Annotated in this window: 13 protein-coding genes; 11 read left to right on the forward strand and 2 right to left on the reverse strand. The window is 67.8% G+C overall.

What is annotated here, in order from left to right; genetic code table 11:
* Nucleotides 1-4: 4 nt before the first annotated feature.
* Together NNZ72_RS07655 and NNZ72_RS07660 are read left to right on the forward strand one after the other, a co-directional pair.
* Nucleotides 5-2,098, forward strand: a complete 2,094-nt coding sequence (locus NNZ72_RS07655; protein WP_257314617.1) for an oxidoreductase — start codon at nucleotides 5-7, stop codon at nucleotides 2,096-2,098.
* Nucleotides 2,099-2,216: 118 nt separating this feature from the next.
* Complete coding sequence (locus NNZ72_RS07660) at nucleotides 2,217-3,044, forward strand: sugar phosphate isomerase/epimerase family protein (RefSeq protein ID WP_257314619.1); 828 nt, start codon at nucleotides 2,217-2,219, stop codon at nucleotides 3,042-3,044.
* Here NNZ72_RS07660 and NNZ72_RS07665 read toward each other — a convergent pair.
* Nucleotides 3,028-3,759 carry a GntR family transcriptional regulator gene (locus NNZ72_RS07665; RefSeq protein WP_257314621.1) on the reverse strand — a complete coding sequence of 244 codons (732 nt, stop codon included), beginning with the start codon at nucleotides 3,757-3,759 and terminating at the stop codon, nucleotides 3,028-3,030. The two genes, NNZ72_RS07660 and NNZ72_RS07665, sit on opposite strands and share 17 nt — an antisense overlap.
* A gap of 157 nt (nucleotides 3,760-3,916) precedes the next feature.
* On the opposite strand from NNZ72_RS07665, the gene NNZ72_RS07670 reads away from it, so the two are divergent.
* From NNZ72_RS07670 to NNZ72_RS07710, 9 genes are read left to right on the forward strand one after another with little or no spacing between them, the layout of a single operon-like run.
* Entirely contained in the window at nucleotides 3,917-4,687 is a 771-nt protein-coding gene (locus NNZ72_RS07670; RefSeq protein ID WP_257314623.1) for an HpcH/HpaI aldolase family protein, read from the forward strand.
* 49 nt (nucleotides 4,688-4,736) lie between these two features.
* The gene (locus tag NNZ72_RS07675; RefSeq protein WP_257314625.1) at nucleotides 4,737-5,783 is read left to right on the forward strand and encodes an ABC transporter substrate-binding protein; all 1,047 of its coding nucleotides are present in this window, start codon (nucleotides 4,737-4,739) and stop codon (nucleotides 5,781-5,783) included.
* A gap of 55 nt (nucleotides 5,784-5,838) precedes the next feature.
* Nucleotides 5,839-6,714 (forward strand): ABC transporter permease, encoded by an 876-nt coding sequence (locus NNZ72_RS07680; protein WP_257314627.1) that lies wholly within the window; start codon nucleotides 5,839-5,841, stop codon nucleotides 6,712-6,714.
* 1 nt (nucleotide 6,715) lies between these two features.
* Complete coding sequence (locus NNZ72_RS07685) at nucleotides 6,716-7,510, forward strand: ABC transporter permease (RefSeq protein ID WP_257314808.1); 795 nt, start codon at nucleotides 6,716-6,718, stop codon at nucleotides 7,508-7,510.
* Nucleotides 7,511-7,527: 17 nt separating this feature from the next.
* Complete coding sequence (locus NNZ72_RS07690) at nucleotides 7,528-8,610, forward strand: ABC transporter ATP-binding protein (protein WP_257314629.1); 1,083 nt, start codon at nucleotides 7,528-7,530, stop codon at nucleotides 8,608-8,610.
* 27 nt (nucleotides 8,611-8,637) lie between these two features.
* Nucleotides 8,638-10,131, forward strand: coding sequence for an aldehyde dehydrogenase family protein (locus NNZ72_RS07695; RefSeq protein ID WP_257314631.1), 1,494 nt, complete (start codon nucleotides 8,638-8,640; stop codon nucleotides 10,129-10,131).
* A gap of 5 nt (nucleotides 10,132-10,136) precedes the next feature.
* Nucleotides 10,137-11,177, forward strand: coding sequence for a proline racemase family protein (locus tag NNZ72_RS07700; RefSeq protein ID WP_257314632.1), 1,041 nt, complete (start codon nucleotides 10,137-10,139; stop codon nucleotides 11,175-11,177).
* A 32-nt stretch (nucleotides 11,178-11,209) separates the two neighbouring features.
* Entirely contained in the window at nucleotides 11,210-12,598 is a 1,389-nt protein-coding gene (locus NNZ72_RS07705; protein WP_257314634.1) for a flavin monoamine oxidase family protein, read from the forward strand.
* Nucleotides 12,580-12,768, forward strand: coding sequence for a tautomerase family protein (locus NNZ72_RS07710; RefSeq protein WP_257314635.1), 189 nt, complete (start codon nucleotides 12,580-12,582; stop codon nucleotides 12,766-12,768). The genes NNZ72_RS07705 and NNZ72_RS07710 overlap by 19 nt, the downstream gene beginning before the upstream one ends.
* A gap of 95 nt (nucleotides 12,769-12,863) precedes the next feature.
* Here NNZ72_RS07710 and NNZ72_RS07715 read toward each other — a convergent pair whose 3' ends face one another.
* Complete coding sequence (locus NNZ72_RS07715; protein WP_257314637.1) at nucleotides 12,864-14,144, reverse strand: ArgE/DapE family deacylase; 1,281 nt, start codon at nucleotides 14,142-14,144, stop codon at nucleotides 12,864-12,866.
* Between the last annotated feature and the right edge of the window lie 24 nt (nucleotides 14,145-14,168).

A 14,168-nucleotide genomic window follows, 5' to 3' on the forward strand; every position in this document is an offset into this window, starting at 1 on the left:
GGACATGTCCAGGGCGGCGGCCATTGCGGCGGGCGAAGCGGTCTCGGGGTACCCCCATCTCCTGAGCCCGTTCTCGATCGGCCGCGTTTGCCTGCGCAACCGGGTGGTGTTCCAGCCCCATTTCACCGCCCTCGGCCATCTCGACGGCATGCCCTCCGACGACCACGTCGCCTATCACGAGGAGAGGGCGCGGGGCGGCGTCGGGCTGATCATCCTCGAAAGCATGGCCGTCCATCCGACCGGCAAGATGTCGCGGCGCTTCGTCAATGCCTGGGACCCCGCGGTGGTGCCGGGCCTGGCGCGGATCGCCGATGCCGTCCACCGCCACGGCGCCAGGCTGTTCGGCCAGCTCACCCATGGCGGCCACACCTCGCTGGAGAAGCCGCCGCACATCATGTGGGCGCCGACCCAGATGCCCGAGCCGTCGAGCCACCACTCGACCAAGGCCATGGACGAGGACGACATCCGCGCGGTAATCGACGGCTTCGCGCAGAGCGCGCGCAACCTCGTCGACGCCGGCCTCGACGGCATCGAGATCAAGATCGCCCATGACGGCCTGCTGCGCTCCTTCGCCTCGCCCTTCTTCAACCGCCGCACGGACCGCTACGGCGGCTCGTTCGAGAACCGCATGCGGCTTTCCCTCGAGGTGATCGAGGCGATCAAGGCGGCGACGGGGCCGGACGTCCCGCTCGGCGTGCGCATCTGCGTCAACGAGTTCACGCCCTTCGGCTACGACACGGACTACGGCCTCGACATGGTCCGCGCGCTGGAAGCGACCGGCAGGGTCGACTATTTCAACGCCGACGCCGGGTCGTTTTCGAGCTACTGGATGGAGATCCCGCCGGCGGCGGTGGCGGCGTCGGACTTCCGGCGCATCAACGCCGCGCTGAAGGGCGCGACGTCGCTGCCGGTGATCGGCTTCGGGCGCCTGTCGCCGCAGGGGGGCGAGGCGCTGCTGGCGGCGGGCGAGGCGGACCTCGTCGGCATGGCACGCCAGCTCATCGCCGATCCGGAGACGGTCAACAAGGTCGCCGCCGGGCGCGGCGATCTCGTGCGGCTCTGCATTTCCTGCAACGACGGCTGCATCTACCAGGTCGGCCAGGAGAAGGGCGTGCGCTGCGTCCACAATCCCGGCGCCGGGCAGGAGCGGCGGATGAGCGAGCGGCTGGTCGGCAGGGCCGCGGCGGTGCGCCACGTCGTTATCGCCGGCGGCGGCCCGGCCGGGCTGAAGGCCGCCGAGATCGCCGCGCGCCGGGGCCACCGCGTGACGCTCATCGAACGGGCACGCGCCCTCGGCGGGCAGGTCAACCTCGCCGCCCTGCAGCCCGAGCACGCCAGCATCGGCGAGGTCACGGCCTATCTGGAGGCGGCGATCGCCGACCTCGGTGTCGCCGTCCAGCTCGGCACGCCTGCCACGGCGGAGGCGATCGCGGCGCTGGAACCCGACGTGGTCGTCGTCGCCACCGGCTCGGAGCCGAACCTGCCCGCGGGACCGGGCGACGCGACGCGGATGTCGCGGGCGCTCGGGCGGCAGGTGCTGCCGGACATCGAGGGGCTCGACCGGGATTTCGTCGTCTCGGGCGATCAGGTGCTTTCCGGCGAACGCTGTCTTTCCGGCCACGTGGTCGTCGTCGACAACAACGGCCACTGGGAGGCCGCCGGCACGGCGGAGTTCCTGGCGGACGCGCAGTGTCGCGTCACCGTGATCGCCTCGCACGGCATGGTGGGCGAGGACATCGAGGCAGGCACGCGCACGCTCTTCCAGCGCCGGGCGGCGATCAAGGGCATCACGCTCCTGCCGGGCATGTCGCTTGCCGCGATCGAGCCGGGGCGGGTGTGCATCGCGCCGGTCTTCTCGGACGCGGATGCGATCGGCTGGGCGAAATACATCCTGATGCCCGGCGAGGAGCGGATCATCGAGGACGTGGACTGGGTGGTGCCGGTGATCGGCCGCCGCTCGCGCGAGGACCTCTACCTGGCGCTCAAGGCCGATCCGGGCCTGCGGCATGTCGAGATCGTCCGGATCGGCGACTGCGTCGCGCCCCGCCTGATCCAGAGCACGATCCTCGAGGCCTTCGAGGTGGCGCGCAATCTCTAGAGCATTTCCGGTGAACGCTGGCTCACCGGAAATGCTCTAGCTTTTTGTTTTTGCCGCATTATCCGACGCCGAAGCGATCCCGCTTCGGCTGGAAATGCTCTAGGACGGGGGAAAACCGATGAAACTTGCATTCAACACCTGGGTCTATTCGAGCTTTCCCGTCTGGGTCCCGGCCTATCCGCTGTCGGAGGTGATCGAGCGGATCGCCCGGATCGGCTACGACGGCATCGAGATCGGTGCGGCGAGCCCGCACGCCTTTCCCGACTATCTCGGGCCGGCGCGCCGACGCGAGATCCGCGGTATGCTCGAGGCGAACGTCCTGGCGCTCGCCAGCATGCTGCCGGCGCCGGGCGGCGGGCCGGGCTACAATGTCGCCTCGCCCCTTGCGGAGGAGCGTGCGGCGGCGATCGAGCAGTACAGGAAGGTCGCCGATCTCTGCGCCGATCTCGGCGGCTCGACCCTGCTCTACGTCGCCGGCTGGCAGGTCTTCGGCACGGACCGGCGGCAGGCATGGGACTGGAGCCGGGCGGCCCTGGAAGCCGTGGCCGACCATGCCGCCGGGCGCGGCGTCACGGTCGTCATCGAGCCGACCTCGGCCGACAGCAACCTCATCGATTCCTGCGACGATGCCATCGGCCTCAAGGCCGAGGTCGGCCGGGCGAATGTGAAGCTGATGTTCGACACCTATCACGTCATCTACCGCAACGAGGCGTCGAGCGACTACATCCGGCGCATGGGCGCGGACCTGCATCACATCCATCTCGCGGACGCCAACCGGGCCGCACCCTCGGACGCCGGAAAGGCGGACTATCGCGCGATCGTCCGCGACCTCAAGGAACTGGATTTCGGCGGCTACGTCACGATGGAGATCGGCTTCGACCGCCGCGCGGTCGAGGCGGACCGCATGGCGCGGGATGCGTTCGACTATATCAGGTCGCTGCTGTGAGGTTCGACACCCTTCCTTCTTCCGCTGCTTCCCAGCCGTTGACCAGGATGTGTACGGCCGTGGGCTGGTAGCTGTCCTCGGCATTCGCCCTGATGTGGTCGGCCATCATCTGCGCGACCTCCTCGGCCGAGCCGTTGAGGATGGCGTGGAACAGCTCGCGATGGGTCTCCGCCTCGCGCACGAGCCGGCCGGAGGCATAGACGTTCTTCAGCCCGTAGAGCCGGGTCTGGTCGCGGAGTTGGCCGATGATGTCGTTGAGATACTCGTTCTCGAGGACCTCGATGATCGCGAGGTGGAATTTCCGGTCGGCGGCGAGATAGCCGACGAAGTCGCCCTTCTCGGCGCAGGCCTCGATCTCGGCCAGGAAATCCTCGATCTCGTCCCTTTTCGCCGCGATCCGGTCGCGCACGCCCAGCACCTTCACCACGGTGGGGACCTCGAGCATCAGCCGGATCTCGATGATCTTGCGGCGGGATGCCTCGTCGAACTCGACGACGCGAAAGCCCCTGTTGCGGACCGCCTCCATGAGGCCGAGGTCGACGAGCGACAGCAGAGCCTCCCGGATCGGGCTGTTCGAGACGCCCAGTTCCTGGGCGATCGCGGTGGAGGAGTAGATTTCCCCGGCCTTGAAGTCCCCCATCAGGACCCGCGTCTTCAGGATATGGAGTGCCTGCCCCCTCAGGCTTTCGTGCATCAGAATCTGGGCGTTTGCCATTCGGTGTCTCCTGTGTGCGCTCCGGGCGCAAATGCCGTCCCGTCGCCTCATCGCTAAATCGCATTGACAGAGAAAGCAATCACGTGTCACTCTGTACGTGTCACGTGTAATATATTACACGCCACATGTGGCGTATAGCACAATATGGAAGCCCAATATGAACCTGCGCACCGCCTTCTCCGCCCCCCTGCGAAACAAGTCGACGGTCCTTGGGACCTGGATGCAGATTCCCGACACCTACGTGGCCGAGATCATGGCCCAGGCCGGGTTCGATTTCGTGCTCGTCGACGGCGAGCATGCGCCGGTCACCCCGGAAGACCTGCGCGTGCTGCTTCCCGCCTTCGAGAAGAACGGCACCCCGGTTCTCTACCGCGTGCGCAAGAACGCGTCCGACGCCATCAAGGCCGCCTTGGACCAGGGCATCCCGGCGCTCATGGTTCCCATGGTCAATTCCGCCGAGGAGGCCCGCGAGGTCGTGGCCGCGGCCAAGTATCCCCCGGCCGGCGTGCGCGGCATGGGGCCCCTGCGCGCGTCGAACTTCTACATGAACGAGGCCGCATACGTCGCCGCCGCCAATGCCGAGACGGCCGTCGTCGTGCAGATCGAGACGCGCGGCGGCCTGGAAGCCGTCGAGGAAATCGCCGCCGTTCCCGGCATCGACTGCCTCTATGTCGGCCCCGCTGACCTCGCCATGTCGCTGGGCATCAAGGTCGGCGTGCTGTCGGAGGAGCTGAAGGCAGCCTGCGCCCGCGTGTGCGCGGCGGCGGCCGGCAACGGGATCGCCGCGGGCATCGACGTGGCCTCGCTCGATTTCATCCCCGCCTATCGCGAGCTCGGCTTCACGCTTTTCACCCACGGTCTCGACACCGGCTACCTCGCCGACGGCGGCCGCCAGACCTCCGCAAAACTCCGGGAGCTGTGTTCCTAAGAGCCTGCCCCGGCCGTCCGAGCTCAACCATCGAAAAGGGAGATATTCGATGCAACTCACACGTCGTGCATTACTCGGAAGTACAGCGGCACTGGGCCTTGCCAGCGCTTTCTCAGGCCTCCTGGGCGCCGGCCGTGCGCTGGCGCAATCCGGCAGCGTCACCATCGCCACCTCCGGCGGCGCGTTCGAGGAGGCGCTGCGGGCTGCGTTCTTCACGCCCTATCAGGAGGCGAACCCGTCGCTGGTCATGCGCTTCGACACGCCCGACGATCCGTCGCGCCTGAAAGCCATGGTCGAGGCCGGCAACGTCACCGTCGACCTGTGGACGACCGGCGACTATTTCGGCTTCGACAGCGATGCCGAATGGCTCGAGGAGATCGACTATTCGGTCGTCGACGGCGACGCCCTCCTGCCGGGGCGGGCGATGAAATATCGCGTCGGCCTCGATATCGAGCAGACCCTGATCACCTACCGCACCGACGCCTTCCCCAACGGCGGCCCGCAGACGCTCGCCGACTTCTTCGACGTCGAGAAGTTCCCCGGCATGCGCGCCTGCTGGAAGTGGGTCGCCGGCGGCATCTTCGAGGCTGCCCTGCTTGCCGACGGCGTGAAGAAGGAGGACCTCTATCCGCTCGACATCGAGCGGGCGCTCGCCAAGCTGGAGACCATCCGCGACTCGATCATCTGGTGGGACACCGGCGCCCAGTCGCAGCAGCTGCTCACCAGCGGCGAGGCGGCGATGGGCATCCTGTGGGGGTCGCGCGCCTTCCCGGCGATGGAGGCCGCTCCGATCGGCGTGGCGTGGGGCGAATGGTTCTCGGCGGGAACCTGGTGCATGGTGCCGAAGGGTGCCGCGAACAAAGAGGAGGCCTTCAAGGTCATCGCCTTCGCTGTGTCGACGGAGCCCCAGATCAAGCTCACCTCGCTGCTGCCCTACGGCCCGACCAATGCCGAAGCGGCTAAGCGGGTGGACGAGCGCTACAAGGGCAATCTGCCGACCGATCACCTCGACACCCAGATCGCGATCGACAACACCTGGTGGATCGCCAACCAGGCCGCCGTCGACACGCGCTTCCAGGAATGGCTCCTGGGCTGAGCCCGCAGTCCCCGCTCTTGCGGGCGGGGACCCCTTTTCCTCCTGAAGGCAGACGATGACTATCGCAGCAAACCCGGAAACGGCTGGAGAGCGCGGCGGGCTGCTCCGCAGGATGGCACGGGCCAACTGGCTCCTGCTCGCCCTGCCGGCGCTTGCCTTCTTCAGCATCTTCTTCGTCTATCCGCTGATCGACATCGCGATGCGCAGCCTGCAGGGCGGCGTCGTCAACTACGAGCGCATCTTCGGCACGACGCTCTACGTGCGCGTCGTGATGACGACCTTCGAGATGGCGCTGATCGTGACGGTCTGCTGCCTCGTGATCGGCTACGCCTACGCCTATGCGCTGTCGGCCACCGGCGGATATCTGCAGGTGTTCCTCACGCTGGCGCTGCTCCTGCCCTTCTGGGTCAGCGTGCTGCTGCGGACCTTCGCCTGGCTCGTCCTGTTGCAGAACACCGGCCTGATCAACCAGGGCCTTCTCGCCCTCGGGCTGATCGATGCGCCGTTCCAGCTCGTGCGCAACAAGTTCGGCATCGCGGTGGGCATGGTCAACATCCTCCTTCCCTACATGGTGCTGCCGATCCTCTCGGTGATGAAGGGGATCGATCCGAAGCTGATGCTGGCGGCCCGCATTTCCGGCGCCTCCTATCTGCGCTGCTTCTTCCGAGTCTACCTGCCGCTGACGCTGCCCGGGATCATATCGGGCTGCGTGCTCGTGATGACGCTGTCGCTGGGCTTCTACATCGTTCCGGCCGTCCTCGGCGGCGGGCGCGACACGATGATCGCGCAGCTGATCGCCGACCAGATCACCCGGCAGGTCAATTTCAGTTTCTCGAGCGCGCTGGCGGTGACGCTGATGCTGTTCACCGGCATCGTCTTCGCGCTGTTCGCCCTGTCGCTGCGCCTTGCGAAGAAACGGCTGGGTGGCTGAGATGGATCGTTTCATCCAGACCTTCGGCAAGGGCCTCTACGTCGTCTTCATGGCGCTCGTCGTCGTCTATCTCGTCTTCCCGGTCCTCGTCATGATCCCGATCTCGTTCAACGAGATCAACGATCTGCGCTTTCCTCCGGTGGGCTTCTCCTTCCGCTGGTACGAGGCCTTCGCGAACGACCCGGTATGGGTGCATGCCCTCTTCACCAGCACCAAGGTCGCCTTCGGCACGGTCGCGGTGTCCGCCACGCTCGGCACGCTGGCGGCGATGGGCCTGTTCCAGTGCCGCAGCCTGATGCGCGCGCCGTTGCAGGGCTACATGCTGTCGCCGATCGTGACGCCGGTCGTGGTGCTGGCGATCGGCGTCTTCATGGTGTTCTCGCGCTGGGGCATCGCCGGCACGATCCCCGGCCTCATCATCGCGCACAGCGTGCTGGCCATCCCGGTCGTCATCGTCGCCGTGCTGACCGCGCTGCAGACCATGCCGCCGAACGTCGTCCCGGCCGCCACGGGCCTGGGCGGCAGCCGCCTGCGCGTCTTCTTCCGCATCGAGCTGCCGCTGCTGCGGCCCGGCATCTTCAGCGGCGCGGTCTTCGCCTTCATCACCTCCTGGGACGAGGCCGTCATCTCGACGTTCCTCACCGCCCCCGCCACCAAGACGCTGCCGGTCCTCATCTGGGGCGGCGTGCAGACCGGCCTCAGCCCGATCATCGCCGCCGTCGGCAGCATCATGGTCACGTTGACCGCCCTGGCTTTCGTCGTCGTCTGGATCTTCCGGACCCGAAAAGCCGCCTGAACCCTGGGACCCGCTCGATGACCTACGCGCTTCAGCTTGAGGCTATCTGGAAAAGCTTTGGGAGCCACGTCGTTCTCAAGGATGTCTCCCTCGATCTCAGGAAGGGGGAGTTCATGACGATGCTCGGGCCGTCGGGCTCGGGCAAGTCGACGACACTCAACATCATCGCTGGCTTCTACTACCCGGACCGCGGCAATCTCTATCTCCACGGCAAGGAGATCGCGCATGTGGCGCCGAACCGGCGCAACATCGGCATGGTGTTCCAGGACTATGCGCTGTTTCCGCACATGACGATCCTCGACAACGTCGCCTTCCCGCTCGAGGCGAGGGGGATCGCGCGGCGCGCGCGGCGGGACAAGGCCGCCGAGATGCTCGGGGTGGTGGGGCTCGCCGAATATGTCGACCGCAGCCCCTGGCAGCTTTCCGGCGGCCAGAGGCAGCGCGTGGCGCTGGCACGGGCGCTGGTGTTCAATCCGGACATCGTGCTGCTGGACGAGCCGCTCGGCGCGCTCGACAAGAAGCTGCGCACCGAGATGCAGATCGAGATCCTGCGCATCACCCGCCAGCTCGGCGCCACCGTCATCTCGGTGACCCACGACCAGGAGGAGGCGCTGATCATGTCCGACCGCATCGCCCTGTTCAGGAAGGGCGAACTCGCCCAGGTCGGGCTGCCGCGCGAGCTCTATGCGGAGCCGAACAGCGTCTTCACCGCGGATTTCCTCGGCGAATCCAACTTCCTCAACGCGACGCTGTCCCGCGGCGGCGGGCAGGCCGTCCTGCAGGGCGACGGGTGGCGCTATGCCGTCCCGAGCGACCGCATCGGCCCGAATGTGGCGGACGGTCCCGTCAAGGTCATGCTGCGCCCCGAGCAGATGACGCGGCTTGCCGGCGCGGACGCCGCCGCGGACAGGGCGTTCGTGCGGGCGGTGATCCGCGACGCGGTGTACCTCGGCTCCGGGATCCGCGTGTTCGCCGTGACGCGCGACGGCACCGAGGTCCAGATAACCCATCCCGTCGACGCCGACGCCCGATCGCTGGAGCGCGGCTGCGAAATCCTGCTCGGCTGGAAGAGCACCGTCGGCACGGTGCTGCAAGGCTGACACCAACTCTCGAGAATGGAGACGATCATGAATGTTCAAGGCGGGACGGCGGAGAACGCCGTGCGTAACTACCGGTTGTTCATCGACGGAGACCATGCGGCCTCCGAAAGCGGCCGGGTGATCGAGCGGCACAATCCCGCGACCGGCGCCCTGGTGGCGACCTGGCCCGCCGGCACCGCGAAGGATGCCGAGCGCGCGATCGCCGCGGCGCGCGCCGCCTTCGCCGATCGCCGCTGGTGCGGCCTCAGCGTCGCGGAGCGTTCCGCCGTCCTGTTTGCCGTCGCCGACCGCATCCGCGACAACGCGGCCGAGCTTGCCCGCATCGAGAGCCTGGAGTCCGGCAAGACGCTGGCGCAGGCGACCGACGAGGTGCTCTGGGCCGCGGATATCTGGCGCTACGCCGCAGGCCAGGCGCGCGCGCAGCACGGCGACAGCCACGGCAATCTCGGCGACGGCAAGCTGGCCCTGGTCCTGCGCGAGCCCGCCGGCGTCGTCGGCATGATCACGCCCTGGAACTTCCCGCTCGTCATCCTCTCGCAGAAGCTGCCGTTCGCGCTCGCCGCCGGCTGCTCCGTCGTCATCAAGCCGAGCGAGCTGACCTCGGGCACCACCCTCATCGTCGCATCCTACCTCTCCGACGCCGGCCTGCCGGCCGGCGTCTTCAACGTCGTCACCGGCTACGGCAAGGACGTCGGCGCGGTCCTGTCGGCGCATCCGGCGGTCGACGTGATCACCTTCACCGGCTCCACCGCGACCGGGCAGGCGATCATCGCGGCGGCGGCTCCGACGATGAAGAAGACCGTCCTCGAGCTCGGCGGCAAGAGCCCGAACATCGTCTTCGCCGACGCGGATATCGACGCCGCCGTCGACGCGGCGATCAAGGGCGTCGTCCTGAACCAGGGGGCCGAATGCTGCGCGGGCAGCCGCGTCCTCGTCCAGTACTCGATCCTCGAGGACTTCAAGGCGCGGCTCCTGGAGAAGGTGCGCCGCGTCACGGTGGGCGACCCTCTCTCGCCCGACAGTACCATCGGTGCGATCGTCAACGAGACGCAGTTCGAAAAGATAAAGGCCTACATCGCCAAGGGCAGGGCGCAGAACACGCTGCTCTGCGGCGGCGAACCCGTCGCCGGCCTGCCGGGCTACTTCCTGCAGCCGACGATCTTCTGCGACGTCAGGCCGGGCGACGCGATCGCCACCGACGAGATCTTCGGGCCGGTCATGGCGCTGATCGGCTTCGACACGCCCGAGGAGGCGGCCATAATCGCGAACGACACCGCGTACGGCCTCGCGTCGGGGATATGGACCTCCAGCGTCGACAACGCCATCTGGATGGCGCGCGCAATCCGCGCCGGCATCGTCTGGGTCAACACCTATCTCGACCTGCCGACGGAGGTCCCCATCGGCGGCATCAAGCAGTCGGGCTACGGCCGCGAGAACGGGCGCTTCGCGATCGAAGAGTTCCAGGTCCTCAAGACCGTGGTGATCCAGGACAGCCGTGCCTACGGCAAGTACCTGGGCTGACCGGCATGCGATCGCTTCTTTCGATCAATGTCGTCGGGTGCCATGCCGAAGGCGAGGTGGGGGATGTCATCGTCGGGGGCGTCCTGCCTCCGGCGGGCGGCACGATGATGGAGCGCATGATCAGCATGGAGCGCGACCACGACCACATCCGCCGGATGCTGATCTGCGAGCCGCGCGGCTCCGTCGCGCGGCACGTCAACCTGATCGTCCCGGCGGTCAATCCGGACTGCGTGGCGGGCGCCATCATCATGGAGCCCACCGAATATGTGCCGATGTCCGGCTCCAACACCATCTGCATCGCCACCGTGCTGCTCGAGACGGGCATGGTGCCCATGCGGGAGCCGGTCGCCCGGTTCAAGCTCGACATGCCCGGCGGGGTGATCGAGGTGACCGCGCACTGCGACAACGGGAAATGCCGCTCCGTCACCTTCCGCAACGCGCCCGCCTTCGCGGCCGTTCTCGGCGGCGCGCTCGAGGTCGAGGGCCACGGAACCATTCCGCTCGACATCGCCTATGGCGGCATGTTCTTCGGCATCGTCGACGCGAAGGCGCTCGGCTTCGACGTGAAACCGGACGAGGCACGCGATCTGGCGCTGCTCGGCGAGAAGATCCGCAGGGCGGCGCGCGAGCAGTTCGACGTCGTGCATCCGGACTTCCCGAACGTGCGCGGCGTCTCGATCGTGCAGTTCGCGATGCCGTTCGAGGGCAGCGGCAAGGTCACGCGCAATACCTGCATCGTCTCGCCGGGCCGCTCCGACCGCAGCCCGACCGGCACGGGCACCTCGGCACGGATGGCCGTCCTGCAGGCGCGCGGGCTGATGAAGAAGGGGGATGTCCTCATCCATTCGTCCATCATCGGCTCCGAATTCCGCGGCGAGATCCTCGACGTGCGGGAGCGCAACGGCCGCACCGAGATCATCCCCCAGATCACCGGGCGCGCCTGGATCACCGGTACCCACACCTACCAGCTCGATCCGGACGACCCCTGGCAGGCCGGCTACGTCCTGTCCGACACCTGGGGCGTCACCCCCTCGCTGAAGCAGTAACGGCCCGCCGAGGCGAGCCGCGGAGAAACGTCATGACCGAACTCCTGGATGCCGTGATCATAGGCGGCGGTCCTGCCGGAATGAGCGCTGCCTGGGAGCTTCGGGATCGGCGGATCCGGCTGCTCGAAGCCGGAGACAGGCTCGGCGGGCGGATGCATTCCGAGCCGCGCGGCGACGTCTGGATGAATTTCGGGGCGCATCTCTTTCCCGGCCCCGGGTCGCGCATCCAGTCGATGCTCGCCGACCTCGGCCTCCGCACGATCGAAATTCCCGGCAACAAGTTCGCCGTCTGGAGCGACGGAAGGCTGGTCGCGCCGCGCTCGGTCGCCATGATGCCGTTCCTCCTCGATTTCTCGCTGCGCGAGCGGATCGCGCTGTGCATTGCCGGGCTGCGCATAATGCGCGAGGTCGCGCGGTTCAAGCGGTTCCAGGCGCAAGGTGCCACACTTCCCGTCACCGAGCGTCGCCAGAAGGTCGCGTCCTATCGCGGCAACCGCTCCTTCGAACAGTTCCTCGGCCGGCTGCCGGCCCGCGTGCGCGCCCTTTTCGCGGCCTCCGGCCGCCGCGCCTCCGTCGAGATCGACGAGCAGGGCGCGGGCGTCGGCATCTCGCTTTTCGCCTCGGTCTGGGCGGGCAAGGCGAGCTCGATGGCGCTGAACCTGGACGGCGGGACGGGCGCCCTGCCGCGGGCCGTCGAGGCCGCCCTGGGAAGCGCCGTCTCCTGCGGGGCGACCGTCCTGCGGGTCGTCGGGGCGGACGGCGGCGTTGCGGTCACGTTCGAGCGCGGCGGCGTGGTCGAGACCGTTCATGCACGGCGTGCCGTCGTGGCCGTTCCGGCCACCGCCGCGGCCGCCGTCTGCGACGTGCCGGAAGCCGTGCGGAGCGCGCTCCTTGAGGTGCAATACGGGCCCTTCGTGTCGCTCGGCGTGCTGACCGACGAGAAGGACGCGCCGGACTGGAACGATATCTACGCGATCACGGCCCTCGACGCGCCGTTCGACATGGTGTTCAACCACACCAACGCGATCCGGGCCGCCCGGCCCGGCGTCCGTCACGGCAGCTACATGATGTATGCCGGCGGACGGCAGGCGAAATCGCTGCTCGGCCGCAGCGAGGAGGAGATCACGGCCCTTTACCTCGCGGCGTTTTTGCGCATCTTTCCTGCGCTGAGGGACAAGGTCGTCGAGACCAAGCTGTTCAAATGGTCGCCCGGCAACGCCTGCCGCGCGGTCGGCGCCGACTTCTCGCCGGTTGTCGATCACACGGGCAGGGCCGTCCAGGCGATCCGTTTCTGCGGAGACTATTTCGCGGAGATCGGAAACATGGAGATCGCGGCCTCGACGGGACTTGAGGCGGCGCGGCTGGTCCGCGCGGAGCTGGATGCAAATCGGAAGGACGACCCATGCCCATCGTCAGAATAGAACTGTTCCCCGGTCGCCCGACCGAGGTGAAGCACGAACTCGCGCGCGAGATCACGGCGACGCTGGAACGCGTCGCCGGCATCAAGCCGTCCGCGACGACCGTCGTCTTCATCGAGGTGGAGCCGACGGACTGGATCGTGGGCGGCGAACCCTTCGCACGCCAGCGGTAGCCGAATACGGGACCGGGCCGGGTCATTTCACCAGCTTCGGCGTGTCGGCCTGCTGGCCCCATTCGTGCCGGGAGCCGTCGCAGAGGCGCCAGCCGTCAGCTGTCCTCCACGCCGCACCAGTCCGCCGCGAACAGGGCGAGGGTCTTGGTGACGCGCCGCAGCGAGGAGAGGCTGACCCGTTCGTCGATGCCGTGGATGTTCTCGGCGACCGGACCGTAGACGAGGGCGGGAATGCCGCCGTGGACGGAGAAGACGGCGGCGTCGAGATAACAGGCCATCACGTACGCTCTCAGGTCTTCTCCGGCATGGGTGTCCGCGTGCGCGGCGCGCAGGCAGGTCTCGGCCTCGCCGCCTTCGGGCAGTTCGTAGCCGGCATGCATCACCCCGACCCAGTCGAGGCCGACGAGGCGTTCGCCGGCGAAGGCCGGATCCTCCGCCTGGATCCGCTCGACGAAAGCCTCGAATTCGGCGGCGCGGGCCTTCGGGTCCTCGCCGGGGTAGAAGCCGATCCGGCCTTCGACGGCGCAGTCGCTCGGGATCGATGCGATCCAGTCGCCGCCGGCGATCGTGCCGATCGTCAGCGCGACGGGATTGGCAAGGTCCCCGAACAGGCGCTTGTCCTGCCTTTCGGCGATCCACCTCGCTTCCAGGGTCCTGAGATGGCCGATCAGGCGGATCATGAGGTCGATGGCGCTCTGTCCCGATTCCGGCTCGCGGGGATGGGCCGGGCGCCCCTTCGTCTCCAGCCGGAACTTCAGGACGCCGGCATTGGCGCGCACGAGCTGCTCGTCCGTCGGCTCCGGGCTCAGGACGGCATCGGCCGTGAAGCCGAGCGTGAAGGCCGTCGCCGCGCCGTTGCCGGTGATCTCCTCCTCCACGACCGACTGCACCTGCACGTCGCCGCGCAGCGACAGTCCCGCCCCGGCGATGGCGTCGAGCGCGAAGATCGACGCGACGAGGCCCGCCTTCATGTCGCCCGCGCCGCGGCCGTAGAGCCAGTCGCCGTCGCGCACGGGCTCGAAGGGCGGCGAGGTCCAGCGATGGGGGCTTCCCGCCGGCACGACATCGACATGGGAGTTGAAGGCGAGCGATCGTCCGCCGCTTCCCGCGGCGGGCTTGCGGCCCACGACGTTCCAGCTTTCCGCGTAGTCCACCGTGGCGGGGGAGAAGGCCGGATGCTCCCCGATCCTGGACGCGTCGGTGCGGAAGCGGCTGACCGCGAAGCCGCGCGCTCTCAGCGCCGCCTCGATGAAATCCTGCGCCGCCGCCTCCTCGTTGCGCAGCGACGGGAACCGGACCAATGTCTCCAGGAACCGGACCTGGTCGTCGAAGAGCCGGTCGACGGCCTTGAGGATGCGATCGTTCCTGGAGTCCATGGGAAGCCTGACGTGAGGTTGCGC

It is taken from the genome of Shinella pollutisoli (genome assembly GCF_024609765.1).
In the GTDB taxonomy this organism is placed as follows: Bacteria; Pseudomonadota; Alphaproteobacteria; order Rhizobiales; family Rhizobiaceae; genus Shinella; species Shinella pollutisoli.

What these genes read in the sequence shown, in the direction of transcription:
- NNZ72_RS07715 (WP_257314637.1), bottom strand. Translation starts at nt 14,144, where the DNA reads ATGGACTCCAGGAACGATCGCATCCTCAAGGCCGTCGACCGGCTCTTC.
- NNZ72_RS07690 (WP_257314629.1), top strand. Translation starts at nt 7,528, where the DNA reads ATGACCTACGCGCTTCAGCTTGAGGCTATCTGGAAAAGCTTTGGGAGC.
- NNZ72_RS07665 (WP_257314621.1), bottom strand. Translation starts at nt 3,759, where the DNA reads ATGGCAAACGCCCAGATTCTGATGCACGAAAGCCTGAGGGGGCAGGCA.
- NNZ72_RS07705 (WP_257314634.1), top strand. Translation starts at nt 11,210, where the DNA reads ATGACCGAACTCCTGGATGCCGTGATCATAGGCGGCGGTCCTGCCGGA.
- NNZ72_RS07685 (WP_257314808.1), top strand. Translation starts at nt 6,716, where the DNA reads ATGGATCGTTTCATCCAGACCTTCGGCAAGGGCCTCTACGTCGTCTTC.
- NNZ72_RS07670 (WP_257314623.1), top strand. Translation starts at nt 3,917, where the DNA reads ATGAACCTGCGCACCGCCTTCTCCGCCCCCCTGCGAAACAAGTCGACG.
- NNZ72_RS07680 (WP_257314627.1), top strand. Translation starts at nt 5,839, where the DNA reads ATGACTATCGCAGCAAACCCGGAAACGGCTGGAGAGCGCGGCGGGCTG.
- NNZ72_RS07660 (WP_257314619.1), top strand. Translation starts at nt 2,217, where the DNA reads ATGAAACTTGCATTCAACACCTGGGTCTATTCGAGCTTTCCCGTCTGG.
- NNZ72_RS07695 (WP_257314631.1), top strand. Translation starts at nt 8,638, where the DNA reads ATGAATGTTCAAGGCGGGACGGCGGAGAACGCCGTGCGTAACTACCGG.
- NNZ72_RS07675 (WP_257314625.1), top strand. Translation starts at nt 4,737, where the DNA reads ATGCAACTCACACGTCGTGCATTACTCGGAAGTACAGCGGCACTGGGC.
- NNZ72_RS07710 (WP_257314635.1), top strand. Translation starts at nt 12,580, where the DNA reads ATGCCCATCGTCAGAATAGAACTGTTCCCCGGTCGCCCGACCGAGGTG.
- NNZ72_RS07655 (WP_257314617.1), top strand. Translation starts at nt 5, where the DNA reads ATGTCCAGGGCGGCGGCCATTGCGGCGGGCGAAGCGGTCTCGGGGTAC.
- NNZ72_RS07700 (WP_257314632.1), top strand. Translation starts at nt 10,137, where the DNA reads ATGCGATCGCTTCTTTCGATCAATGTCGTCGGGTGCCATGCCGAAGGC.